Below are 26,036 nucleotides of genomic sequence, written 5' to 3'. Positions count from 1 at the left end.
AAGTTATTTAATTATTTTTAAGCTTTCATTGAGGGCTTTATATGGTAACATGAAACAATCTTGTCTATTTGTATGAATGAAGTTTTCAAAATTTTTAAGACTTATGTCAATTTCTTCTAAGCATTCAAAATCTTTATTAATTACTTTTGTGAGGATGTCCAACGTTTCTTTTTTAGATTTATTATCACATATTTTAGTTAGGCTATAAGCACTTGCAAAAAAAATTATGCATCCAGATGCATTGTATCTTAATCTAATTTTTTCATTTATTAGCTTTATCTGAAAAACTATTTGGTCGCCACACTTAGATTTATATACTAAATTTTGATTTTTATCTGTTTTAAACTTGTATTTATTTATTTTGCTAATTCTTATTAGTTCTTTTTTTATTTCCTCTGAGAACATATTTCAATTTTAAGGAGTTTACTTGATTAAATCAATATAAAATTTATTTGCGGTTTGTATAAACTTGATTTAAGGAGTAGAGATGTATACTCTGCATTTTAATATTTGACGAGTAAGGGTTTTAAAAGAATTAATAAAAGTCTTTTATTGTCTTTTTCAGGCAGTAAAGAAAAGTATCAATCTCCTCTCTTGTATTGTATAAATAAAAACTTATTCTTAAGAGATGGGTTTTTTTAATATTATCTGATGAGAATGCAAGGTAAGCACAAGCTTGTCCAGCTCTAGTTGCAATGCCCATTGTATCAAGGTATGTCTCAACATCGTGTGAATGGATACCTTTTACTGTAAAGGATATTATTGCTTTTCGTTTAATATCTTGATTTAGAAGGAATTCAACTTCATCAATTTCTTTTAATCTTGCAACACAATATTCAATCAGATTTTTGTCATGTTCTTTAATAAATTCCATTGAGACATTATTAATATATTTTATTGCGTTGCCAAGGCCAATGATTCCTGCAATGTTGGGTGTTCCCGATTCAAATTTATTTGGGGATTCAAGAGTCTTGAAATTAATCTCTCCATTTTCTATGAAAATATCTTCTACGGTATTTCCGCCTAGTTTGGAGCTGTTAAGTTTGTCTATGATTTTATTAGAGATATATAGGATGCCAATTCCTGTTGGAGCAAGCATTTTATGGCCTGAAAATACTAAAAAATCGCAGCCTATTTTATTTACATCTATATCTGTATGCGGTGCCATTTGAGCTGCGTCTATGAAAAATATAATTTTGTGTTCTCTAGCAATTTTTCCAATTGCTTCTAAATCTTGCACAGTACCTAATATATTATTTATCCCACATATAGCAATAATTTTTGTTCTATCCGTAATTAAGTTTTTTATTTGTGAGGGTTGAATAATACCCATTTCGTTAAATTTGGCAAGTTTAATTTTAAGATTTAAAAATTTGGCAACATTGACCCAAGGGAGTACATTACTATTGTGTTCAAGTGTTGTTGTGATTATTTCATCATTTTCTTTTAAAATTTTTGAAAATAGCAATGAGTTTGCTATTGTGTTTATCCCATCTGTTGTTCCAGAATTAAATATTATATTTTTACTAGAATCTGCGTTAATAAATTTTTTTACAATTTTTCTTGTCTCCTCAACTTTTAAGCTGGATTTCATTGCGAATTCATGACCGCTTCTATGAACATTTGCATTATAGTTTTCGTAAAATTCAACTTCAGAGAAAATCACACTTTGGGGTTTGTGAGAAGTTGAAGCATTGTCAAAATAAATGATTTTTTTATTATTTATAATTTTATTTAAAATGGGGAAATCTTTTCTTAAAATTTTTGCTTTTTCATTTATATCTTTTATGAGACTTAGATCCATTTTGTTACGTTTCCTATATTTTTGTGTGAAATTCTTGTCTTTTTGTATGATAATTCTTTAAGGATTATAGCATTATTTTTCATTTTATTTTTGTGTTAAACATTAGTATTTATATATATTGTATTTTATCCTATATTTTATGGAATTTCATGGCTTCCAGCTTTTATATTTTAAAGATACGTTTATGCTATAATTCGTCTATATGAAAGAAATAATTTATAGATTTGAGAAAGCTGAAGATTATAAATTGGTTCCTGTTAATAATATTTATGGAAGTGTAACTAATACTGGAGAGATTTTCTGTGATCTTGTTTTTGAAACCACAGAGATTCCTGAAGAAATCGTTTATACTAAGACTAAAGAAGGCGTTCTGGAAGAGATTTCAGGAGAACTTAAAGGTTCTAAAGAAAAAATAATGTTAATTAATTCTTTTGTTGGGATTTCTATTACAAAGGATACTGCTAAAAATATTGCTTATTGGCTCTTGAAGAAAGTTGATGAGTTAGAGGATAATGAGTAGAACTTCTGAGGAACGAGTTAAGATTTATTTATCTAAGCTGAGTAACTATAAAAATAGGATTTTAAAAGAAAGAAATATAAAGAATATTATTGCACGATCGGATGTTTCTGAAAATGATATTGAAAATATTGAGATACGTTTTTCTAAGTCTTATGATAGAGCACAGAAATTAGAGAGACTGGGAGAAATTAGAGCTTCCTTAAGAGAACTTGAGGGTTCGTATTTATATGTTCTTCATAATAAATCTATGTTTGGTTCATTTTTAAATCTTTATGAAAAGCTTGCAAAGAGAACAAGTGATAGAGAGATATATAAAAAATTAATGCATTTAAGTTTGCAGGCTAGAGAATTTGGAATAATGAGTGGTATTAATTTAAGAGATTATTATGAGAGTCGAAAATTAAAACATAGATCATTAATATTATTTTTAAGTCTTATATTAATAGGTATTATTTCATTTGCTACATATGTAACGGTGCAGCCCTTTCTTGGTGGTTATGAAGAACTTAGTGGGGGAGAAAAAGTTATTCAGGAGGCGATAGTTCAGGGTTTGCCATCAATTACAAGGGCATCTGATTTGATAGTTGAATCTGCTAATCTTGATATTTCTGCTTCTGCCTTGTATCATGTTGAAGTTGAAGATGCTAAGGTATTAGTTTTTGAGGATGCACATGCTTATCAATTAAAAGCAGGAGTTATTTCAGATAAGGAAGCTATTAAGCGGGTTTCTTATGGTGTGACTGTTTATGATGATTTAGGTAAGCCTATGTTTAATAAAGTTTTTGAAAAGGCAAGTGATTTTCCCAATAAATGGAGTAAAGGAGTTTATGTCCCAATTGATTTTATATACAATCTTTCTAAAGAGATTAAGGGACATCCTAAGAAGATAGTTCTTGATATACGTTTGATTGAATTTTTTAATGAAGTTGATAATACTTTTAGTGTTAATTTGGATACAAGTTCTTCAATTTTAAATTTTAAATACCTTGGAAGTTATTTTAATGAATTTTTTGGAATCTATGAGGCAAATTCTTTAATAGAAGTTTACAATAACTTAAAGGATGATATTAAAAGTTTGGAAGTTGAGGTTGCTTATATGTCTGGGGAGGGTAATGTTATTAGGTCTTTGAGACGGAAGTTAATTTCTGAGGCAAATTCTTTTCTTAAACCTTACTCTAGGCAAAGTTTTTCATTAAAGACTATTTTTCCAAAAGAGATTTATCCAAATATTAGGGAAGAATTATCTTCTATTAAGATTGTAAATGTGGTTACAAGATGATATTGTGGATAATTGAAAGCTGAACATCTATCTTAGTATATCTTTTTCTTTAAGCTTCGAGGTAATATTTAGAGGAATAAGTGTTGTTGCGATACTTATTAATGTGTAGGATACTAGAATAATTAAGCTAAATTTCATGCTTATTTTAATATTAAGTTCAGAGATATAATAATCAGAATTTAAAAGTTCTGTATTGTCAGCGCCAAATGTTTTAGAAATTGTATTAACAATAATATCTATTATATTAATTAAGTGTGAGATGTTTATGATTATGTAGTTTCCAATTAGTATTCCTATTATGCAAGATACTGAGCTTAGAATAAAGGCTATTAATATAAATATTATTTTGAGGCTTAAATTGTTCATTCCAATTGATTTCAGTATTGCAATTTTCTTTTTATTTTCAAGTATTAACATACAAAGGGATGAAGATATATTAATACTTGCAAATATTACAATAAATGCCATAATAAATATTAAAAGTTTTTTGCTAGTATCTAAGTTCATATATTTATTCAAATAAAGCTCGTAGAATGTTTTTATTTTGTATTCTTGAAAATCTTTTTCAATCTCTCTCTTTAAAAGGTCAGTTTTTTCTTTAGTATTGAGTGTGATCGAAAGGCCAATTATGCTTTTAGAGAACGCTTCCGACATTATATTCGAATCTTGCAGTGAGATGAGAACTAAGTTTTTATCAACTTCCCTTAAACCTGTTTCAATGATTCCAGATATATTAAATTGTTTTGCTCTGGGTAGTATTTTTTTATACTTACTATTAGGTACTACTATATAGATAGATTCATTTATGTTTAAATTAAGTTTATTTTGGATTTGTTTTGATATTAATATTTCGTCTTTTGATAAACTTTTCTTGCCCTCTATTAATTTTATATGCGTGTTCTCATCAATAAATTTGCTTTCTATCGCTCTTATTAATGCGCCTTGTTTTTTGCTATTCCCAATTATTCCGTAGGTTCTTCTTTCGAAAAAATATCTTAGTTCATCATGTTTGTATTCTGTCTTAAATTGTTCTAGTTTTGATCTAAGATAGGAGTCTTTTAGAGGTTCATTATATTCAATTTGCACAGAGAATCCTTCATTTTCAATATATTTCTCTATTGTAGAATTCATAATGTTGCTTGACATGTAGTAAACAATAATTAAAGGAATCATTACTAAGCTTAAGGATATCCCAGAACCAATTAGAGCCTTTTTATTTTTTGAATTTATAAAGATTATATATGCTATCTTAGCAAGTTCCTTAATATTTGGATGCATTATATTCTCTTTAGTGCCTTGTCTTTAAGTTCATATTTTATGTCTGCTTTATTGGAGAATTCTGGATTATGACTAACTAAGATTAGTGTTTTTCCAAATTTTTTTGCTGTATTTATTAGTAGAGATTCTACCGTCTTTGCAGTAGTAGTATCCAGATTGCCAGTAGGCTCGTCACATAAAATTATATTTGGGTCATTGATTAAAGCTCTTGCAATTGCTACTCGTTGTGCTTCGCCACCTGATAGCTCTGAAGGGTAATGTTCTGCTCTTATATCTATTTCTAATATTTTCATTAAATTTAGAGCTTTTTGCTTTATTGTCTCTAAGTTGTCTTGTCCTTCAATGATTTTAGGTAAGATAATATTTTCAAATACACTAAACTCATCAATTAAATTATGGTTTTGAAAAACAAGACCTATTTTTTTATTTTTATAAAAACTTAGTGTTTTCTCATTTGAATCTCTTAAAGATATTCCACATGATATTATCTCACCTGAGTCCATTTTATCAATCCCTGATATGATGTTAAAAAGTGTTGATTTGCCACATCCACTTTTTCCTTGAATTGAAATAAAGTCGCCGCTTTTTACATGTAAATTCAGATTTTCTATTACTTTTATTTTTGTTTTATTTTTAGAGTATGTTTTGTGAATTCCTTTGATAATGAGTATATTATTTTTCATTTATATTTTTCCATTTATTTTATCAATATGTTTAATCTTGTTTGTTACCCTTAGGCTTGACCACATTGTAAAAAAGCAAGCAAAAAATAGTGTAAATAGTAAGTCGCTTAAGAATATTTTAGGAGTAAGTATGGTTTTTACTATTTTTATTTTGACATTTTGTAGCTCTAGCTTGCATATGTAATTAATAGTATTTATTACGCTATTCATTATAATATCAATTAAATTTAAGATTTCGTTAATGTTTAAGGATATTAGAATACCTGCAACTAATCCAATAATACCTCCTAGGATACAAATTATTGCTGAGTGGATTAAGAAGACTTGTCTGATCTTTTGAGATTTAAGACCTAGAAATAAGATTATTGAGATTGATTTGCTTTTGTTTATTAGTATTCTTTTTTGTAGGTAATATGTATTAACAGCAATAACAAGAAATATAGTTGTTAAAATGATTAACATTGTACTCCTCTCTATTTTTAGTGCTTTGTAGAGTTCCCTATTATATTCGTTCCAAGTCTTAAACTCAATGTTTGGATTAATATTTTTTATTTCGGTTTTTAATGCTTGGCTTGGATATAAGTTTCGTGTTTTTATTTGATAACTGATATCTGAATCTTTTATGATGTTTTTTTTGTAAAAGTAGTTAATGTTCATGAATACTGTAGATTCATTTATTTTGGAATAGTTACCCTTAAAAATGGATCTTATTTTGAAGTGTTTTATTTCATTTTGCAATGTTTGCAATTCTTGTATTTCATCACTTACTATTAATCCTATGGTATCTCCTTCAAATAGACCTAAATTGTATGAGAGTACATCACCGATGATGATTTCATCATCATTAAGATCAAGGTCAGATTTGGAAAGACCCGTGAGAGAAATGAAATTTACATCTTCGATGATGTCTTTTGTGTCAAGAGCAATGATGTTTAGAATGCTTGGATAGTAGTAGCTTTCAATTCCAATTCCTTGCGTTTCATATATTTTGTTTATTTGAATTATCTCGTTTATGTTTCTTAAAGCAGTAACTTCTTGATTATTTAATGTGCTTTCTATTTTTAAATTCCCACTTTCTAGCGTAGATATACTTGTAAAAAAGTCATTTTGAAAGCCATTCATGATTGATATTGTAATAATAATAATTACTTGGCCAAGTACTATGCTTAAGATTATGACTATTGAAAGTGATGAGCTATTTTTCTCATCTAGAATTAATCTTTTTAATAAAAATTTATTTAATCTCATTGTCGTCTCTAGCGATATCTTTATTGATCTCTTCAATAATTTCGTCATTTTTATACCTTACTTTAAAGATAGGTTGTCCATCATAATATATTTCTTGTTCATATTCACTATCGCTAAAATACTCAGTTTTTAATGTGATTAAATCATTTTCATAGAATCTTTTTAGCATTAATTTATTGTCAGAGTTATATTCATACTCTGTTTTAGTGTTGAATTCTTTTTTCTTTTCTTTTGTAGTTACATTTTCAACTGTAACGATTCCAGATGCATTATATTCAAAATCACTTGTCTTTATTAGTTCGTTATTTTCATATATTTCTTTTCGAATTAAGTTAGTTCCTTGATATTTTGATATGGTTTTTATATTGCCCTCTTCAAGGGTATTTATTATTTCCTTATCATCTAAATATTCATTTTTTTCTTTAGCTTGTATCTTATTTTTAGCTAGTGTAATACTTTCTAGGTGCCTCTTGTTTTCATCGTATGTGATGACCTTTGTTTTAGATTTTTTTATGTCAAAGTATGTTGACTTAAGTTCACCATTGACTCCATAATTCCAAACTTGAAAGTCTGAACCCGTTATTTTTAAAAGCTTTCCATCGGTGTCTTTCGTGTAGTATAGCTTTTTTGGCTTTTTATCTAAAATTTGTATTTCCTTGTAAGTTAAATCGTTATTTGTGTAAAAGTAATTTACAGATTCAAGGATTATTCCCTTAGTACTGTATTTTATCTCTTGTATTTTATTATGTAGGTTGTCATAAATTTCTTCTTTTGTTTTGATATCTTTTTCATTATAATATGCTATTTTTTTTGTATCTTCTATTGTTTCTATTGTTTTGTATTTTATTAATTGCAAATCTTTAAAAAGACTAAATTTTTCGACCTCGTAAAATTTTTCATATTCAATGTAAAATCCTGTTTTTGGGATTTCATATATTTCTTGATATTTGTTGAAAAATACATCAGAAATGAAATAGTTTTGTCCATATGCCATAGGTGTTATAAATATAAAAAGTGATATTAATATCTTATTTGTCATAGTAATTTATTAAAGTAGTCATCGATATTAAATTCTTTGATATGTTCTACTTTTTCTCCAAATGTAAAAAAGTATATTGGCTTTTTAAATAGCTTTGAAATATTTATTATTCCACCAGCTCTAGATGATGAGTCAAACTTTGTGGCTATGATGCCATCAATCTCTATTGCTTGGTTAAATATTTCTGTTTGATTGTTGATATTCTTCCCAGAGATAGAATCTATTACTAGTATTTTTTTGTAGTTGACATTTATATCTACTATTTGCTTTTTGATTACATTATCCATCTTTTGGAGTTCCTTGATTAGGTTTTCTTTATTTTGAAGTCTTCCTGCTGTATCAATGATTAAGGTATCATAACCTTTAACTTTTGCGCTTGTAATGCTGTCAAATATTACTGCGGATGCATCGCTTCCTTGTTTCTGAGAGATAACTTTAATCCCAATTTTTTCGCTCTGTATTTTAATTTGTTCAATTGCCGCTGCCCTAAATGTGTCTGCAGCTGCTATTAACACATTTTGACCTTGATTTTTAAGCTTATTTGCAAGTTTTATAATACTTGAAGTCTTGCCAACACCGTTTACTCCAATGATTAATAAGATGTTTAATTTTTGATTCTCTAAGTTAAGGGTTTGTTGGTTTATGTAATTTTTCAAAAGTTCTTTGAGCCTAAAAAGCGTATCTTCTTCTCCTTTAACTTTAAATTTTTTTATATTTTCTATTATCTCAATTACGATGTCATTTTTAATATCTGCCTCTAAGAGGATATCTTCTAGATTTTCAAATATTGCTAACTGTTCTTTGTTCTTAAATAGATTTTTTATCTTTTCAAAAATGCCCAAAAGTTTCATTCTCCTGTTTCTTGATATTTATTAAATAATTTTACAGTCATTTATTCACCTTTGCTTGCCTCTTGAATATATTGTACCAAATGAATTATTAATGGAATAAAACTGCCAACAGAAAGAGTTACCCCTGCGCCAAGTAGGAATGTTGTAATCATTTGTTCTGATTTTGTATTGTATAGATCTTGAGGCGTTATTTTCTGGATAATAAGATTTTGTGAAGCTATATTGTAAAGTTCTGATGATTCATTGTACAGAGTGCCTGCAAAGATAGTGCCTATTAGGCTTAATGTGAAAACTCCAAGGTTTATATAGAATATATCCCTTACGATAGTAAGTTGGCTTTTATTCTTTTGCAACATTTCTACATGAATTGCTGTGTCTTCATTTTTTATCATTTTGAACATGTTTTTGTATCCTTCAGCTTGTAAGAGAATAGATTCTATGTTCTCAGGTTCTTCAATATCGATTGGAGTTTCACCTATGAATATTCCTTTTCTGAATACTTTGGATGTTACATTACTTGTAATTGGTATTGTTTTAGCGGATTCTTTTTGTAAGCTAACATTTAAAATAATGGTGTCTCCATTTTTTATAGTTTGCTTTACTGAGTAAGGTTTAAAAGTTCTACTTACGATATTAATTTCAATTTCGTTGTTTGTCAATTCGGAAATATCAAAGGTATCATCATTATATATTCCTTTTGATACAAATTTTTCGTTTATATATATTTTGGCATCTAGATTATTTAAGACATTTATTCCAATTTTGATAAATTCTCTCCCTAATATTTCCTTAAGACTAAGCTCTGCTATTTTATATGCAATATCATCAGCGGATGATGATAGTTTAAAAACCTCTCGTTTAACCTTGATGCCTTGAGGAGTGATATTGCTAATTTCAATTAGGTAATATTTTTCTACTCTTTTAAAATTAATATAGTTGATAAAAAATAGTCCTTCGCTTATTAAAAATTCTGTGTTTACATTGGATAGATTTATTTTCTCTTTAATTTTTTTGAATTTAGCTTTTATCTTTTTTAAATTTGTAAAATACACTTCAAGTTCTTTTTGTTTAAGTTTAATATTTTCAATGTCGCCTTTAAGGTCATCAATTTTTATTTCTATGTTATTTTCTTCTCTTGAGCTTATTGTGTTTTGAAGTCTTTTTTTATCTGTGTCTTCTTTTAGATTGCTAATTTCTTTTTCTTTGTTTATTATATCTTGATGTATGTAAATATTTTTGATGAAATCTTTGTCATCTTTATTTATGATATGTTCACTTATTGTCTCATAAATCTTGTCTAGTGTTTTTTCAATTCCTTCTTTAAGATTTGCGTTTGCTTCTTTTGTGTTAATAATATAAGAAAAACCGTACTCAATGTGACTTTGAGGATATAATGGATTTATTGATACTATTGAAAATAGTATTATTGAACCTAACTTAAACTTTTCCATTTTAGATATTCTTCTATAAAGTTATCAATATTTCCATCCATAACAGAGATAATATTGGGATTTTCAAATTTTGTTCTATGATCTTTTACTAAATTGTAAGGTTGAAATACGTAGGATCTTATCTGATTTCCCCAAGATATATCTTTTTTTTCTTCTTGCTTAGATTGACAGCGCTTTTGCTCTAATGCTTTATAGTGTTCATACAGCCTTGATTTTAATACTTTCATTGCCAACTCTTTATTTTTATGTTGGCTTCTGTCACTTTGGGATTGAGTTACTATGCCTGTTTCAAGGTGGGTGATTCTGACGGCTGACGATGTTTTGTTGACATGTTGGCCACCTGCACCAGAGGCCCTATATGTGTCAACTCTGATGTCTTCTGGTTTAATTATTATGTCAATTCTTTCGTCAATTACAGGATCAACAAAAATGGATGCAAAAGATGTGTGTCTTTTTTTTGCGGCGTCAAAGGGAGAAATTCTTACAAGGCGATGTATTCCGACTTCGCTTTTTAAAAGGCCATAGGAGTATTCGCCTTTTATTTCGACTGTAACAGATTTAATTCCTCCTTCGGCTTCAAGTAAGTCTATGAGTTCTGTTTTGTATCCACGCCTCTCAGCATATCTTAAGTACATTCTATATAGCATGCTAACCCAATCACAGGCTTCTGTGCCACCTGCACCTGAGTGTATTGTTAAGAATGCGTTATTTATGTCAATTTCTTCCTTAAAATAAGATAATGTGAGGAGATTTTTGTATTTTTCTCTGAGTGTATGAATTTCATTTTCTATTAATATCATATCTTCTTCACTCTCTGTGATCTCAGAGAGTTCTCTTAAATCCTCAAGCTTGTATATTAAGTCTTCCCAAGGTTCTACTTTAGCTTTTAAAACATTTTGTTCTTTAAGAATTTCTTGTGCTTTTTTATTATCGCCCCAAAAATTCCCATCATTTATTTGTGTTTCGTATTCTTTAAGTTGTGCCTTGATCTTGTCGCTGTCAAAGTCTCCTCCAAACATTTTGAATTTGTTCCAGAAGCTCATTTATTTTTTCTTTCATGATAAACTCTCGTTATTATTTATTAAGATAATTATATTTGGAATTAGAGATAAAATAAACATTATAAAAAAATACATTGATTCATTATCTAATATTTTAGATGTTAATCCTTTTTCAAAATTTCTCTTTATTAGCAGTATTAATATAAGAGATATTAATACTGCTAATAAAGATAGAATGAGTATTCCAATTCCTTCTAAAAAGCTATGGCTTTGATCGAGAGCAAAGAATGTTATTGCAACTAAACTACTATTGGAGAGCAGGAAATCGTTTGAATATTTCGATTGTTTATTATAGATAGTTAAAATATTGTTTAAGGATTTAAGTACCATTATTAGCATGTAAATTACTATTATATATACGATTGGTATTATAAATAATAAATTATTCTCAGAGAATGCTTTATACAAATAAAAAAGACTTGAATAAATTAATAGAGAAGTTATTATGATTATTAAATACTTTTTTGCTAATGCTTTAATATCTTTTATTTTTATGTCTTCAAGTCCGATAAAATGTATGAGTATCAGATTGTTTACTAATACATACATTAGTAAGCTATTTGTCATAATTTTATAATTTCTTCTCCAGTTTCATTTTTATGTTCTATTGCTTTTAATTTATTCATATTCAAATGGTGTAATATTTTTTTAATTTGAAATGTTAAGCTATATCTTTTTATTAATGTTGAACTTACCTGTGATATAAAAATGGCTATGATAGCTGACAATGTTTCAAATGGAATATAACCTAGTGTTATAAGATAAACTAGAGATAACATGAGGCCATAAAGTATTTGTTCAAATTTAAAGGGAGGTGATATTTGCAATTCTGTACCCATTGTTAATACTAAGAGCATTGGAATTGGAGATATTAGTAGACTTACCATATCAAAACTTATATAACTGTAAATATTCATGACTTTTAGCATATAGCTAATGAGCATCAGGCTTATATAAAAAGATAATGGTATTAATGTATTGATAATGAATTTTCCTAGAATAAATGAAAATCCAATATAAATCAGAATAGGTGACAAATATTTTTCGTTTTGTAGACCCAACAAGCTTTCAATGTGGAATCTTGGTATGATGATATTAAAATTAGACAGTATTTTTTCGTTTATAAATTTTTCAATCATGTCAATATGTTTGTTTTCATGCCTTTTAAATTCTGTTAAGCTTTCTAAACTTGTAATATTTGGATTTCTTTTAGTTACTTTAGCCCAAGTGGGAATTATCTCTTCTTGTCTTAAAAGTTCTTCTGGATATATTTGTTTAAAGCTTAATGGAAAATTGAGCAATAAAAACATAAAAGAAATTAATATAGGGTTTACAAGGAATTTGGAAAGCTTTGAGAAATAAAAAAGTACTAAGAATGTAAAAAGTAGTGCAATTATTTTTAATATGATAGGGAGATTTAAAGGTAGCACTATATTAATAACTAATGCAGAATATATTAAGAAGGATAGACATTTATGCTTGGTCTTTAGCATCATTATAGCATATAACGCTAAGCTTACTAGCGTTAATATTAAGGCATCAATTAAAAATTTTGTACTGTTTGTGAAAGAAAATATTAAACTAGGAGTTAGTGCTAATATAATAGTTAGATAGATATCTTTTAGATTATTTTCAGTGTATATTGGCTCATTTTTTGGGGTAATATTTAATAGTTTTTCCTTTATTTCTTTTTGGACCTTATTTATCTCTTCCTCAATTTCAGTTTCACTATATTCTAGGAATTTTAATTTTGTATTCTTATGTTGCATTTTACCCTTAATTTTTGAAAAAATAATCTCTTCAATATATAGTGGTGAAAAACTTGGGATTTTTAGGAGCTTTATCTTGTTCCATAGTGATTCTTTTCGTAAAATCGTAATGCTATATATATCTCTTGTGATGGGTATATTTAGGTTATTTATTTTTATTTTATTTACTGGGTTATTTAGAAATATATCGTATTTTGCTATATCGATCTCTTCATCTATGATTTGGCGGATCGATGTTCCAATTTTGACTTTTATTATTTTGTTTTGCATTTTTTGATTGCCATTTACAGCGATAAACTTTTCTTTGTATGGGATGCTTGTTTTAATTACCTTATGAACATTGTAAAGGTCTTCGACATTAGTTAGAAGTATGTTTTTATTGGGGTTTATGTCCTCAAGCATGCTATCTTCATTGTATAAAAAGTGCATTATCATTTCATGATTTGCATATGGATGTGTAGTATTAGGAATGAGTTTAGTTATGAATCTTTCATCTTTAAAAATATTTAAATTTTCAAGTTCTTTTTTTAAGTTATAATTGCTTAAAACTACTAGTATTTCTTTGAATTTAAAAATTTTATTGATTATCTCAAGTCCATAAGTAATTTCATCTAATTTTTCTTTTATTAATGTTTCTGAAATGTTTGTAAAGGGATCTTTTCCGTTTATTAGTAAAATCATCTTGTCTATTTTTTTACATTTACTTACATATTGAAATAGTGAATTTTCATTAAACCAAGGAATTCCTAGGCGAATTAATTTTTCTAGTGTTTTCTCTCTTGACTCATCCTCAGCGGGCGGTTCCTTTTCATTTTTAATTCTTCCTTGAAATCTTATTAATGCTGATTTTAATTGAGTTCCATTTGGAAGGTTAGCGATATATATTTTCTCTATTATTCCAGATATTGGGGAATATGTGTATAGTTCTATGCTTGTATTTTTTGATAGTATTTGGCCTTCCTCGATTCTTTGATTTTCAACGACATATATTGTAGACTTCGAGTTTTCCGTTTCTAGTGGAATTAGAACGTATTCAGGGATTTGAATTTCATCTATATTTACTTTATATCGATTCTTTATTTCTATTTTTATTTCTTGTGATTCTGAGTTAGGCATTAAATATTCCCTTTAGTATATTTTCTATAGCTTTTTTCACTCATATTTAAAAGAATTGTAAATCTTATTGCTTTAAATAGGAATAGCAACAAGAAGAATGGCAAAGAAAGGGCGAATAAAGTTGAAATATTGTCTTGAATTGTTGTAATATTGGCATGTACCTCTTTATATATTAAGATTGGGTTTCCATTGTATAGGAATAGTCTTGAGAATTCTTGATTAAGGTTACTAGATATAAATTCTTTATCTACTTTGTATACAGTTTTTGGATTGATGATTATTTTGTTATTTTCTATTTTGAAGTAATCTTCTTCTATATTTTTTTTCACTTCACCATATTTAGATGTTATTTTATATTTAAGTTCATTTTGGTAAAGAATATGAGCCATATATCCTACAATGTTAGGAATCTCTTCAGTGTATCCCGCTGTTAAGTAAATATTTTCAGGGTTTAGATAATCAAAATAGTTCAAATTTTTACTATAAAGATAATTAGAATTTTTATAAGAATTGAGTATGTGTTGCGAGTAAAAGAATGGCATTAATGAGGCTATAAATAGCATTAGATGTATGATAATCTTTAATCTTAGATTTCTGACCTCTCTTTTTTGTTCTTTTATTTCAATTAAAAATAAAAATGTATCTTTGAAGTTGCTTTCAGTTTTTATCCAAGTAAATATTAAGAAAATACAAAGAGTTGATATGGATACAAAAATGATAAAAATTGGTTCAAGATTAGTAATTAGAAAATTGCTTATCACGATAAAGTACAAGACTATAAATAAAAATAAGAAAATTGGAAATTTTATTTTCTTCATTAATGTTAAAAAGCTGATTTCTTTCAAATATATCTTATTGTAATTCTTGTTAAAATTATCAATTAATGCGAATAGTAGGTAAGCAAGTATTGTTAAGGGATAAAAATATGGCATGGCATTGCTAAATATCAATATGGTGCATGAGGCTGTGAAAAAGGTCAACATAAAGGGTACATATTTCATGTTTAACATTAATAAAAGCATCATGATTGATATAAATATTATGATTGAAAAATAATTAATTTTAGTTTTGTAGTGAAGGGAATGCATGTCTGCTTCAATATTTTTATCTTTTTTTAGTTTTATAAGATCATTATTAGTAAATTGTGAGTCGACGTAGAGTATTTTTTTGTTCTCTAGATTGAAGAGATTAGGGAGTTTTTTTAAAAACAAGTCTTTCCTGAGATCATAATCATTGAGTTTCATTGCCTCATATATTGTTATTTCTTTGAAATCTGGAAAGTCTAATATACTTATTTTCGTTGTATATTCGGATATTGTTTTATATCCTAGTGAATTTATATAAATACTTGCATGCTTTAAATCTTCTTCGCTTTTGAAGTATATCGGTTTGTAATCCCCAAACTTTGCCATGTTACAGGAGGTGAAAAATAGTATTAGCAATATATGCAAAAACTTTAGTAGGTTCATTTTTACCTTTATAATCTGTTATTTATATTATTCGATTGCATATTGCCCATGCAGAAATTAGTCCAATAAGTATTCCTGTGAATACTTCCTTTTTGTTGTGACCCTTAACTACTTTTATTTTTAAAGGTTCAATTTCAATTGTCATTTTCAATTGTTCGGATAAATCATTTAGATATTCTGCCTGAACGCCTGCCATGTACCTAACTCCAAATGAATCTCTTATTGTGATTAAAGCGAAAGCAAGGGCAATAATAAAATTAGTATTTATTCCCTCTGTTATGAATATTGATGCTGCAAGAGCTGTGACTGTTGAAGAGTGACTACTTGGCATCCCGCCTGTTTCAAAGAAGATGCTTTTTAGAAGATATGTTGGATTTAATTTAATTTTTCTTGTTTTCATTGCTTGAATAGCATATTTGATAATTTGTGCAACAATTCCTGAAACGAAACAAGATAAGAAAAGGTCGTTTGCAAATAACTCTTTTACCATTATTTAATTACTCCCGCCCTATATTACGAATTTTCCATTTTGTATTAGTGGATGCTCCACTCTTGTCTTGTCGATTCCAATAACGTTTATGTCGTTACTGCCAATCATAAAATCTGTATGAATTAAAGAAACGTTACATCCATAATCCAATTTTTCCATCTCAGTTTTTATTTGTTCTTCATTGCTTAAACAAGATGAATAAGCACCTCCTAGTGCAATGTGGCAACTTGCATTCTCATCATATAGTATGCTATAGAATATAAGAGCACTTTGATATATTGGAGAGGTGCAGTCTACTAATGCAACCTCACCTATATATTTTGCTTGTGCGTCCGTTTCTAGATGTCTCTTAAGTATTGTTTTTGAGTGTGCATCATCGCATCCAAAATCGATTACTTTACCTTCGCTGAATTTCATCCATATTCCAGTTATTAAGTTGCCAAGTACCATTACTGGACGAGTAACATACACGATACCGTTTGTTTTTTTATAGTCTGGGGTTGTAAAAACTTCTTCTGTAGGCATATTTGCATTAAACTCAATGTTTGTTCCCTTTACCTTTTCACTCCCGCCTGTCCAAATGGAAGTTTCTAATAGATATACTTCTAAATTTGTTTTCTGATTTTTAAAAACTAACTTTTCTAGTTTGAGTTTATTTAAAATATCACATCTTTGATGAAGTTTTTTCCCATGGAGCTCCCACGCTTCTATTGGATTTTTTGAATCAAGTAGCATTATTTTCTTTTGAATTTCAAAAAATTCTTCTAATGTTTCTTGACCCTCAGGTTTATTTAAAACCTTAGCAGCCCATTTTGGCCCTGGTGCACAAATTATACACCAAGGTAATTCGTTATTCATTGTTGCACTTGTAACATTTTTTGATGCTTTCCTGATTGTTTTAAAGTATGTTGATAATTTTTTACTGTCGAGATTTTTTAATATATCTAAATTTTCCGTGTCATCAACGCGTATCTTTGCCCATTTGTCATTTACCATTTCTTCAAAAAATTTATGCTGAAAGTTTGGGATAAATTCCAAGGAATTTCCTTTTGATGATTCTAATCTAGCTTTTAAAATGTCAGCGTCTTCAATATTTAATTCTACATACTTAGCACCATGCTCATAAGCTTTTTTTGTAAGAATCCTTAAAAATTCATAATTTGCAATTGAGCCCGTAATTAATACGCATTGACTTTTTTGTAAATTAATTCCTTTCAAAATAATAAGTTCTGCATATTTTATTAAATCTTTTTCCATAATATCTCCTATACAGGCTCTTCTAGAATATTGTCATTAATATAGTGCGCAACAGCTTCGGTATCGTTTGTGCCAATTACTTCTAAATGAGATAACATTTCCTTTAATCTGTAATTTGCGTTTCCCATTAGTAATCCCTTTTTTACATTTTCTAGCATATCAACGTCATTAAATCCGTCACCGAATGCAATTACTTCGCTTAAATCAATTTTAATCCTTTCAAGAACATCCTTTAATGCACTACCCTTTGAAACTCTGTTGTTAACAATTTCAAGTGAATTTGGTGTTGATAAGTAAACATTTATTTCCTTGTTGTATTTTTCTAGAATCATTGCTTCGTATTTTATTAGTCGTGCTTCTTCATCATACAGCATAATCTTTGCTATGTTATCAAAATTTTTAAGTTCTTTAAAGTTATTGACTTCATGGAATGTTGTACTTGGGTCTTTTAGTTCATGTTCTATGTATTTATGTGTTTTTGATAATTCGCGTTCTTTTAGTACATAGCTAATAGCATTTTTAGTTATGTTGTCAACATAAAGCCTGTCATCATCAGCATCAGATTTCTGTAAAAAATGAGGCATGTTTTTATATTTGATTTCTCTAAGGTTTAATATCTCGTTGACAATGTCGGGAGATAGATCATAACTGCGTATCAAGTTCCATCGATGATTGTAGACCCTTGCTCCATTTAATGTTATAAAGAATGAAACATGGGAGTTTAAATTTTTTATAAGAGGTATAATTTCATTTTTACTTCTTCCCGTTGCAATAATAAATTTTTTATTTTCCTTAGTTAGTTTTTTTATTACAAGTTCACTAAAAGCTCCTATTTGGCTCTTTGAAAGCAAAAGTGTCCCATCAAGATCGGAAGCAATAGCCTTTATATTCCTCATACTTTGTCCTTTGATTTTACTCTTGATTTAAAGTATAGCAAATAAAGAAATTTTTTAAAATTGAATTATTTGTTATAATAAATGAGAATTAGTTTTTATTGGTTTAAAGGAGTTTACTTGTATGGAGGTTAATAGCAAAATATTATCTTTGAGAAATCTGATGATTAAAAGTGAGATTGATGCATATTTGATAGCAAGTTATGATCCACATATGAGTGAATATTTTCATGCTAGGTTTGATGCTCGTAAGTTTATGACAGGATTTACAGGAAGTGCTGGAATAGTAATTGTGACAGGAGCAGAGGCACTGCTTTTTACGGACGGTAGATATTTTTTGCAGGCAGAAAGTGAACTTGAGGGAACTGGATTTAAGTTAATGAAGCTTGGGGTCAAGGATTATCCGGATATTTTTGGCTACATAAACGCAAGTCTTAAGGGGTTAAGACTTGGAGTTTATGCTGAAGATGTTAGTATAAAGTTTTATAATGACTTGGTAAAAATTTGTAGGAATACGGATATTGAGATTTTAAATGAAGATTTAATCTCTGAAATTTGGCAAGATAGACCTAGATTAGAAGCTAATCAAATATTTGAATTGAGTGAAGCTCAGAAAAACAATAAAAGAGCTGATAAGATTAGCAATCTTAATGTAAAGTTAGAGGAAAAGGCAATTGATTTTTACATTGTAAGTTCTTTGGATGAGGTAGCTTGGATTTTAAATTTGAGAGGCTTAGATATAGAAGCATCGGCTTTATTTTATGCTTTTTTGTTTATCACTAGGAGTAAAGGGCATAAAAATGTTCTTTTTATCAATGTTGATAGACTTGATGCTGAGCTTAAAGAGAAACTCGAGAGTGAGGGTTTTGAGATTGAAGATTATGCCAATTTTTATTCCTTTTTAAAAGAAATCAAGCATGAAGGAAAATTTTTTGTATCAGTTGATAGTAATGTTCAAATATTGGAATCTATTGGTGAGTCAAATGTGGTGCTTGGACAAAGTATTGTTAATGAACTTAAGGCGATAAAATCTGATTATGAGATTGTCAAAATGAAAGAGGCGCATGTTATTGATGGTGTAAGTTTAATTAAATTTTTATATAAATTTAAGAGTTTAAGTAGGGATGAGCTGTCTAGTTTGGATGAAGTTGATATTGCAAATATGCTGTTGAGCTTTAGGATGTTGAATAATGAATTTTTTAGTTCTAGTTTTGACTCAATAGTTGGATTTAAAGAAAATGCAGCACTGCCTCATTATAGTCCTAAGAGAGGGAAGAAGTTAGATTCTAGCGGATTGCTTTTAATAGATTCTGGGGGTTCTTATATGGAGCTTGGGACAACAGATGTTACAAGAACTATTTTAATTGGGGAGGCATCTTGCGAAGAGAAAGAAGACTATACTCTTGTTTTGAAATCTTTTATTACTCTTGCATCTTTAAAATTTCCATTTGGTACCTCGGGAGCTTCTCTTGATGGTATTGCTCGACTTCCTTTATTGAGGAAAGGATTAAATTTTGCTCATGGAACTGGGCATGGGGTAGGATTTTTTCTTAATGTTCATGAGCTTCCTGTTTCTATTAGTCCTTATTCTACTTATTCTTTTAAAGGTTCTGAGATTGCTTCAATTGAGCCTGGGATTTATCGTGTTGATAAGCATGGGATTAGAACTGAAAATTTAGTTTTTGTGAGGCAAAGTTATTCAAATGAATTTGGAAATTTTTTGGAATTTGAAAATTTGACTCTTGTGCCTTTTGAAAAAGAATTAATAGTAAGTGAAATGCTTTCAGAAGATGAATTGCAGTATATTAATCGTTATCATGAATTTGTGTATTTTAGTTTGAAAGAATATTTTAGTGGTGAAGAGTTGAGGTTTTTAGAAACATTAACTAGTAAAATATGAAATTTATAATATTTATTACTTTAGGGTTTGTAAATTTATTTTCACTTTTCTCAGATATTATTTTTGAGAATTCTTATCAAAATGCGATGAATGAAGCTCGAAGGTTGGATAAAAATGTTTTAATATTGGTTGGAAGAGAGGTTAAAGATAATTTAATAAAGGAGTTTTTTAATTCCTTTGAAGATGATAAAATTCTTAAAGTTATTGCACAAAATAATATTTTTTTAGTTATTGATGTGAATAATGAAATTTTTGGTGAGATTAGTTTAAAAAAAAGTCCTACTTTGTTTTTTGTTGATTCAAAAAGTGAACAAATTAAGGCCACTTATGTTGGGTCTATTAAGGATGCTGTTCGGTTTGATAAGGAGTTCCTAAGTTATGTTTTAGGGATTTCTAAATTAGATGACATTATTCAGAAAAGGAACAACTATGAAATTAATACTTTTGATGACAAGGTATTTTTCTATAAAACCTTGGATGGTCATTGGAGATTGAAAATGAATGGCCAAGATAAGAAGCTTCTTCCTTCACAGAGAGAACTTAAGGAGTTCTTGGTATTCAGAGATGAGAATGAAGATAAGCTTTATGCTTTTCCTAAGTCTCTGCAGGGTAATATTTATTTCTCGGAGACAGCAAATGAGGAGTGGAAGCCTTTTGGCAAGATAAAGTCATAATTTAAGTTTAAATGGTTTTGAGGATTTTATGAAAATGGTTTTATATCCTGATGATTTACTTCGGGTAAATACGAGATCAGTTTTAAAGATTGATGATAAAATTAAGAATACTGCTTTTGAAATGTTAAAATTGATGGATATTAGTAATGGTGTTGGACTAGCAGCACCACAGGTGGGGCTTGATTTGTCTATCTTTGTAGTTAGAGAAGATAGAATGTCGAAACCTTTAATCTTTGTTAATCCTTTAATAACAGAAACTTCTTTTGAGCTTGATGTTTATAGGGAAGGTTGCTTGAGTATTCCTGGGGTTTATTATGATTTGTTGAGACCAAAATCTATTGTAGTGGAAGCTTATGATGAAAATGGCAAGGTTTTTAAAATTGAAAATTCAGGTCTTTTAGCTAGGATTATTCAGCATGAGATGGATCATTTAAAAGGGGTGCTTTTTATTGACTATTATGAAAACAAGCTTAGAAATAAGCTGATGAGGTCTTATATGAAAAAAAGGGGGCTTGTTAAGATTTGAGAGTATTTTTTGCAAGCTCTGATGGCATTGCTATAGAAGTTTTAAAAAAAGTTGCAGATCAGCACAATGTAGTTGGTGTACTAACGGTACCTGACAAGCCTAGTGGTCGTGGTTTGCATTTACGAGGTAATGAAATCAAGCTTGAAGCTATTAATAGAAATATTACAGTGCTAGATCCTCTGGTGCTTAATTCTGATGCAATAGAAGTTGTTAAGAGGTTAAATCCTGAGGTTATGTTAGTTTTCTCTTATGGGAAAATATTCAGGCAAGAATTTTTAAATGTTTTTCCAATGGGCAGTTTAAATGTGCACCCTTCCCTTTTACCAAGATACAGAGGTCCTTCTCCCATTCAAACAGCTATTTTGAATGGCGATATTATTAGTGGGATTACTGTTCAAAAGATGGATTTAGAGATGGATAGTGGCAATATTTTAACACAGAGTCATTTTGAAATAAAGAGCTTTAATACAAGTGCTGATATTTTTAAATATGTTTCTTTAAGTAGCTATGAACTTGTTTTAGAGGCTTTAAATGAGTTAGAGAAGGGTAATATTGGGATTCCTCAAGACTCGATAAAAGCAACATATTGTTCTTTTTTAAGCAAGCAATATGGAATTATTGATTTTAGCTTGAGCGCTTTCGAAATTAAGAATAGAATTAATGCTTGCAATCCTTGGCCACTTGCAAGAGCTAGACTTGATACAGATGAAATTATTTTTCATAGAGCCGACTTTATAAAGACTAGCGATTATAGTAGTCATGCGATAGGTGAGATTGTTTCATTTGATCAAGATAAAGGTCTTTTTGTGAAAACTGGGGATGGAATTCTTTTGCTCTTGGAGCTTCAAAGAATTGGGAGAAAGGTTTTAGATTATAAGTCTTTTTATAATGGGAATAGAAATTTGATAGGAAAAATTTTTTCTTAAGATAAGCATAAGGAGATGATGTTATATTGAGTGATAATAAACAGCGGGATAACTTGTTTTTAGGTAATAAAGATTTAAATGGTAATGATAATTCATATGAGGATAATGAAATTTTTGATAGCGAAATGCCTACTTTACCTAAGCATGTAGCCAAGGGTTTAATACTTACTATCTTTGGATCTTTGATTATTTCGTGTGCAATATTTTTTATATTTTTGAAAGGTAGTGATATTGTCGTTGTTCCGAATCTTAGTGGACTTTATCTTGAAGATGCAATTACTGAGCTTCAAGATAAAGAACTTATTCCTCATGTTGAGTTTAAATTCTCATCAACTTCTCTTGATAAAGGCAAAGTAATAGATCAAAATCCTAAAGCAGGAACAGTCTTAAGGCTTGATAATAGGGTGACGATATTTATTAGTAAGGGAGCTGTAATTAATAAGGTGGATAGCTTCATTGGAAAGAATGTCGATGATGTACTTATTAATTTGAAAGCCAATGAGACTAGCAATAATAGAGTGCTTTATCATGTGCTAAAGCCTATTGAGGTTGAGAGTGAACTTCCAAAGGGGATGATAATCCGTCAGGATCCATCACCAGGTACTGAGATAACAAGTTTGATTGATCTTCAATTTTTAGTAAGCAAGGGTCAGAAAGAAGACTTGGTTAAATATGTAAAAAATTATATTGGTCTTTATTATAAAGATGCAGTTATTTCCCTTTTAAATGATGGAATTGGTTTTGATATAAAGTTGGCAACAGGAAGTGATTTTGGGAGTGTTATTTTACAATCTCTTCCTTTAGGTACTAAGATCGAAGATTCAGATAAATTGATAATCACTATTAATGAACCTAAAATTGATGATTTAAGCGTTTTTGGTATTCTGGTCTATAAGTTAGACGTGTATCCATCTAATGTAGATATGATGATTAGGGTAAAAGATTCCAATGGCGGTAGTTCTTTACTTTATGCTTTTAGCTCTAAGGGAGGATTTGTTAAGTTACCTTATGAAGCATTAAGAGGGTCTATACTTGAACTTTACATTTACGATAAACTTATAAATCAAACAGTGGTGAATTAAGTTGTTATGCAGAATACTCTATACTATGGTGATAACCTAGATATATTAAAAGAGCTTGATAAAGAAGCATTCCAAAGAGCGGGCTTATTGATCTTATTTACATTGGTCCTCCTTTAATTCGAATAGAAATTGTAATATCCTTTATGAGGATATGATTAGGACAAAAGAGAATGGAGAAAAAATAAAGCTTTTGTTGACGTTTAGAGTAGTATAAATCTTTCAAGTGAATTTGAAGAGCTTAAAGGGATCTATAACTTAAAAATTTATAGATTTTTAATTAATAATCGTGAAATTTTTACAAATTCTCAGAATTCTTATTTAGTAATGATGGCTCATCGTATATATTACATGCACAAAGTTCTAAAAGATACGGGAAGTTTTTATTTGCATTGTGATTCTACAATGTCTCATTATTTGAATCCTACAATGCCTCATTATTTGAAAATTATTTGTGATATTATTTTTGGACTAAAGAATTTTAGAAATGAAATTGTTTGGTGCTATAAAAATAGAGGAGCATCGATCGACAGGTGGTCAAAAAACATGATATGTAGTTTTCTATACTAAAAATGATAGTTACTTTTTTCTTCTCAAAAAGAGAAAGCATATACAAAGATTAGGCATAGAAAGTCTGGCATAGTAAATTATGGGATAGGCGTTGCTGAGGTTTTTGAGGATGAAATTGGGGCACATAGCTTAGTTAATTCTAGAGATGTTTGAGAAATGTCTTATATAAATTCTCAGTCTAAAGAATGTATTGGGTATCCTATTCAAAAACTTGAGGTTTTGCTTGAACATATTATTAAGGCAAGTTCTAACGAGGGAGATATTATTGCTGATTTTTTCTGTGATTGTGGGACGACTATTACTTTTGCTGAAAAACTTCAAAGAAAATGAATTGGTGTTGGTATTAATCATCTTGCAATTAGACTTATTGAAGAAAAAGACTTAAGCCTTTGAGAGATAATTATAGGGTAATATAGTTTCCTCTTGATATTGCGGGGGCTGAAAAGCTTGCATGTGAAGATAAATATATGCTTTTGAGCAGTGGGTAGTTGAATATGTATTTAAAGTTCATCAAGTAAAAAAAACCGGAGATGGTGGTATTGATGGGCATATTGCTTACAATTTTAATGATAAGGAACTCCTTGCCGTTGTTGAGGTCAAAGGAGGGAGTGTAAATATTTCTCAAATTAGAGCATTTAAGGATTCAATTTCCAAACATAATGCTGATTTTGGAATTTTTGTTGCTTTTAAAAGTAAAATTACAATGGAAATGCGCTTGTTGAGACAGATTCATTATGTGTCATTGAAAAGGCGAGGAAAGAAAGTGTAGGGCAAGTTACAATGTTTGCTCTTAAGAAGATGTATATTATTTTCGTTGAGGATATTTTAACTTCTAGTTGAGCTTCAGTATCTTTCAAATAACATCACTTACTAGCCATTTTCGAGGTAATTATGGTAGATGCTACAACTGTTGCTGTTTCTGTTCTTAAAATATTTAATGAGAGATTATAGGGATTGAAATTATGCTCTTGGGTTAGTGTTATCTCTTTTTTTGTAAGCCCCCGCTCTGATCCGATAATAACAGTTGCATTCTTGGTTGTTATATTTAAGTCAACCAGATTATTCTTGCTTTTTCTTTCAAGTAGTATTTTTGTGGTTTCAGAGCTTTCATGTTCTGCATTCTTTAAAGCTTCTGTTAAACTTTTAAGAATTTTGACTTTTGGTATGTAAGTAATTCCCCCTTGCATAGCACCTTCTATTAGGTATTTTTCATAATTTTTTTCTTTAAAGAGCTTGGAACATGAGTAAGATTTTTCTCCAAGTGAAGAATTAAAAAAAATAATCTCAGATACGCCAATGCTTGTAAGGTCTTTCATTATTCTTTTTGCTGTAATTGGTCTCATTAAGCCAATTATTATTTTTAATTGTTTTAATTTATTTGAGTTCGCGATTTTGTGACTTTCTTTGAAAAAAAGCTTTATGTCTTTTTGGTATAAGCATGAGTAAATGGATTCTTCTTCAATGATTCCAAATTTAAATGTTTCATTATTTTTGAGATTTAAAATTTCGGTGATGTGTTTTACTCTGAAATCATTAAGTACAATTCCATTTTTAAATTCGTATGAGGTTATTAATATAAGATTCATTTTTATACTTATCTCTTATTAATTATATTGTATTTATGCTATAATGAAAATCAACTAATATAGGAGAAAATATGGCAATTAGTTTGACTAAGCAGGAATTTATTGATAAAGTTTTTGATTATGAGAACAATAAAGAGTGGGATTTTAAGGGTAGAAAACCCGCAGTAATTGATTTTTATGCTGATTGGTGTGGGCCATGTAAAATGCTGTTTCCAATTTATGAAGAGCTTTCAAAGGAGTATGGAGATAAAATTGATTTTTATAAAGTAGACACTGATAAGGAACAGGAGGTTTCTATGGCACTTGGCGTTCAGAGTCTACCTACTATTATTTTTGTTCCTGTTGGGAAAAAGCCAAGAGTTTCTGTTGGCTTTATTCAAAAAGGTGCCTTTGAAGATGCAATTAAAGATTTGTTTAGTGTTTAATTTTAAAAGGGTTTTGTTTAAAAAATTAAAACCTTGTCTGTTTGTGTAATATTTTTTAAATTGTGAAGTTATAGTTATCCTAGGATATAGTGAATTGATAGAAGATCTAAGCTTACGGGCAGAAGATATTGAATTTGAGCAT

Annotated in this window: 27 protein-coding genes; 11 read left to right on the top strand and 16 right to left on the bottom strand. The window is 29.0% G+C overall.

The window, feature by feature from the left end; all coding sequences use genetic code 11:
• Positions 1-3: 3 nt before the first annotated feature.
• Both CR532_RS00430 and CR532_RS00425 read right to left on the bottom strand, forming a co-directional pair.
• Entirely contained in the window at positions 4-405 is a 402-nt protein-coding gene (locus tag CR532_RS00430; protein ID WP_108728880.1) for an iron-sulfur cluster assembly scaffold protein, read from the bottom strand.
• A 130-nt stretch (positions 406-535) separates the two neighbouring features.
• Positions 536-1,804: a cysteine desulfurase gene (locus tag CR532_RS00425; RefSeq protein WP_108728879.1), complete on the bottom strand. Its 1,269-nt coding sequence runs from the start codon at positions 1,802-1,804 to the stop codon at positions 536-538.
• 202 nt (positions 1,805-2,006) lie between these two features.
• On the opposite strand from CR532_RS00425, the gene CR532_RS00420 reads away from it, so the two are divergent.
• Both CR532_RS00420 and CR532_RS00415 read left to right on the top strand, forming a co-directional pair.
• The gene (locus CR532_RS00420) at positions 2,007-2,324 is read left to right on the top strand and encodes a hypothetical protein (RefSeq protein ID WP_108728878.1); all 318 of its coding nucleotides are present in this window, start codon (positions 2,007-2,009) and stop codon (positions 2,322-2,324) included.
• Complete coding sequence (locus CR532_RS00415) at positions 2,317-3,603, top strand: hypothetical protein (RefSeq protein ID WP_108728877.1); 1,287 nt, start codon at positions 2,317-2,319, stop codon at positions 3,601-3,603. Before CR532_RS00420 ends, CR532_RS00415 begins: the two co-directional genes overlap by 8 nt.
• 27 nt (positions 3,604-3,630) lie before the next feature.
• Here the strand turns inward: CR532_RS00415 and CR532_RS00410 are convergent, their stop codons facing one another.
• The 13 genes from CR532_RS00410 to CR532_RS00350 form a co-directional block, all read right to left on the bottom strand.
• Complete coding sequence (locus CR532_RS00410; protein WP_108728876.1) at positions 3,631-4,884, bottom strand: ABC transporter permease; 1,254 nt, start codon at positions 4,882-4,884, stop codon at positions 3,631-3,633.
• A complete protein-coding gene (locus CR532_RS00405; RefSeq protein WP_108728875.1) occupies positions 4,881-5,564 on the bottom strand; it encodes an ABC transporter ATP-binding protein in 684 nt (227 codons plus the stop codon). Before CR532_RS00405 ends, CR532_RS00410 begins: the two co-directional genes overlap by 4 nt.
• Positions 5,565-6,812: an ABC transporter permease gene (locus CR532_RS00400; RefSeq protein WP_108728874.1), complete on the bottom strand. Its 1,248-nt coding sequence runs from the start codon at positions 6,810-6,812 to the stop codon at positions 5,565-5,567.
• Positions 6,799-7,851: a hypothetical protein gene (locus CR532_RS00395; RefSeq protein ID WP_108728873.1), complete on the bottom strand. Its 1,053-nt coding sequence runs from the start codon at positions 7,849-7,851 to the stop codon at positions 6,799-6,801. Before CR532_RS00395 ends, CR532_RS00400 begins: the two co-directional genes overlap by 14 nt.
• Positions 7,848-8,693, bottom strand: a complete 846-nt coding sequence (gene ftsY / locus CR532_RS00390; protein WP_108729598.1) for a signal recognition particle-docking protein FtsY — start codon at positions 8,691-8,693, stop codon at positions 7,848-7,850. The genes CR532_RS00395 and ftsY overlap by 4 nt, the downstream gene beginning before the upstream one ends.
• Before the next feature lie 50 nt (positions 8,694-8,743).
• Entirely contained in the window at positions 8,744-10,153 is a 1,410-nt protein-coding gene (locus CR532_RS00385; protein ID WP_108728872.1) for a hypothetical protein, read from the bottom strand.
• Positions 10,135-11,212, bottom strand: a protein-coding gene (prfB, locus tag CR532_RS00380; RefSeq protein WP_234416405.1) for a peptide chain release factor 2 whose coding sequence is annotated in 2 segments (ribosomal slippage) — positions 10,135-11,158 and positions 11,157-11,212 — 1,080 coding nt in all. Because the reading frame shifts where the segments join, the coding sequence is not laid out codon by codon here. Before prfB ends, CR532_RS00385 begins: the two co-directional genes overlap by 19 nt.
• Complete coding sequence (locus tag CR532_RS00375; RefSeq protein WP_108728870.1) at positions 11,209-11,781, bottom strand: hypothetical protein; 573 nt, start codon at positions 11,779-11,781, stop codon at positions 11,209-11,211. Before CR532_RS00375 ends, prfB begins: the two co-directional genes overlap by 4 nt.
• Positions 11,778-14,099 (bottom strand): RnfABCDGE type electron transport complex subunit D, encoded by a 2,322-nt coding sequence (locus CR532_RS00370; RefSeq protein ID WP_108728869.1) that lies wholly within the window; start codon positions 14,097-14,099, stop codon positions 11,778-11,780. The genes CR532_RS00375 and CR532_RS00370 overlap by 4 nt, the downstream gene beginning before the upstream one ends.
• Positions 14,099-15,568: a hypothetical protein gene (locus tag CR532_RS00365; protein ID WP_108728868.1), complete on the bottom strand. Its 1,470-nt coding sequence runs from the start codon at positions 15,566-15,568 to the stop codon at positions 14,099-14,101. The genes CR532_RS00370 and CR532_RS00365 overlap by 1 nt, the downstream gene beginning before the upstream one ends.
• A 22-nt stretch (positions 15,569-15,590) precedes the next feature.
• On the bottom strand, positions 15,591-16,058 hold the full coding sequence (locus CR532_RS00360) for a divergent PAP2 family protein (RefSeq protein ID WP_108728867.1): 468 nt from the start codon (positions 16,056-16,058) through the stop codon (positions 15,591-15,593).
• Positions 16,059-16,076: 18 nt separating this feature from the next.
• Complete coding sequence (locus CR532_RS00355) at positions 16,077-17,315, bottom strand: aminopeptidase (RefSeq protein ID WP_108728866.1); 1,239 nt, start codon at positions 17,313-17,315, stop codon at positions 16,077-16,079.
• Positions 17,316-17,323: 8 nt separating this feature from the next.
• Positions 17,324-18,211 carry an HAD family hydrolase gene (locus CR532_RS00350; RefSeq protein ID WP_108728865.1) on the bottom strand — a complete coding sequence of 296 codons (888 nt, stop codon included), beginning with the start codon at positions 18,209-18,211 and terminating at the stop codon, positions 17,324-17,326.
• 121 nt (positions 18,212-18,332) lie between these two features.
• Here CR532_RS00350 and CR532_RS00345 point away from each other — a divergent pair, with 121 nt between their 5' ends.
• From CR532_RS00345 to CR532_RS05510, 8 genes are all read left to right on the top strand, one after another.
• On the top strand, positions 18,333-20,108 hold the full coding sequence (locus CR532_RS00345; RefSeq protein ID WP_108728864.1) for an aminopeptidase P family protein: 1,776 nt from the start codon (positions 18,333-18,335) through the stop codon (positions 20,106-20,108).
• The gene (locus tag CR532_RS00340) at positions 20,105-20,782 is read left to right on the top strand and encodes a hypothetical protein (protein ID WP_108728863.1); all 678 of its coding nucleotides are present in this window, start codon (positions 20,105-20,107) and stop codon (positions 20,780-20,782) included. Before CR532_RS00345 ends, CR532_RS00340 begins: the two co-directional genes overlap by 4 nt.
• A 28-nt stretch (positions 20,783-20,810) precedes the next feature.
• Positions 20,811-21,308, top strand: coding sequence for a peptide deformylase (gene def / locus CR532_RS00335; RefSeq protein WP_108728862.1), 498 nt, complete (start codon positions 20,811-20,813; stop codon positions 21,306-21,308).
• Positions 21,305-22,234, top strand: coding sequence for a methionyl-tRNA formyltransferase (gene fmt, locus CR532_RS00330; protein ID WP_108728861.1), 930 nt, complete (start codon positions 21,305-21,307; stop codon positions 22,232-22,234). Before def ends, fmt begins: the two co-directional genes overlap by 4 nt.
• 53 nt (positions 22,235-22,287) lie before the next feature.
• Positions 22,288-23,316 (top strand): PASTA domain-containing protein, encoded by a 1,029-nt coding sequence (locus CR532_RS00325; RefSeq protein ID WP_375537735.1) that lies wholly within the window; start codon positions 22,288-22,290, stop codon positions 23,314-23,316.
• A 210-nt stretch (positions 23,317-23,526) separates the two neighbouring features.
• Entirely contained in the window at positions 23,527-23,883 is a 357-nt protein-coding gene (locus tag CR532_RS05515) for a DNA methyltransferase (protein WP_375537734.1), read from the top strand.
• A gap of 156 nt (positions 23,884-24,039) precedes the next feature.
• Positions 24,040-24,213, top strand: a complete 174-nt coding sequence (locus CR532_RS00315) for a DNA methyltransferase (protein WP_108728859.1) — start codon at positions 24,040-24,042, stop codon at positions 24,211-24,213.
• Between the two features lie 133 nt (positions 24,214-24,346).
• Complete coding sequence (locus tag CR532_RS05510) at positions 24,347-24,652, top strand: restriction endonuclease (protein ID WP_108729596.1); 306 nt, start codon at positions 24,347-24,349, stop codon at positions 24,650-24,652.
• A 94-nt stretch (positions 24,653-24,746) separates the two neighbouring features.
• Here the strand turns inward: CR532_RS05510 and CR532_RS00305 are convergent, their stop codons facing one another.
• A complete protein-coding gene (locus tag CR532_RS00305) occupies positions 24,747-25,469 on the bottom strand; it encodes a 16S rRNA (uracil(1498)-N(3))-methyltransferase (protein WP_108728858.1) in 723 nt (240 codons plus the stop codon).
• Between the two features lie 71 nt (positions 25,470-25,540).
• On the opposite strand from CR532_RS00305, the gene trxA reads away from it, so the two are divergent.
• Positions 25,541-25,894 (top strand): thioredoxin, encoded by a 354-nt coding sequence (gene trxA / locus CR532_RS00300; RefSeq protein WP_108728857.1) that lies wholly within the window; start codon positions 25,541-25,543, stop codon positions 25,892-25,894.
• The last annotated feature ends 142 nt before the right edge of the window (positions 25,895-26,036 follow it).

Origin of the sequence: Candidatus Borreliella tachyglossi, assembly GCF_003076595.1 — a bacterium.
Taxonomy (GTDB): Bacteria; Spirochaetota; Spirochaetia; order Borreliales; family Borreliaceae; genus Borrelia; species Borrelia tachyglossi.
Note: the sequence above shows the minus strand (reverse complement) of the source record. Positions and strands in the feature narration are given on the sequence as shown.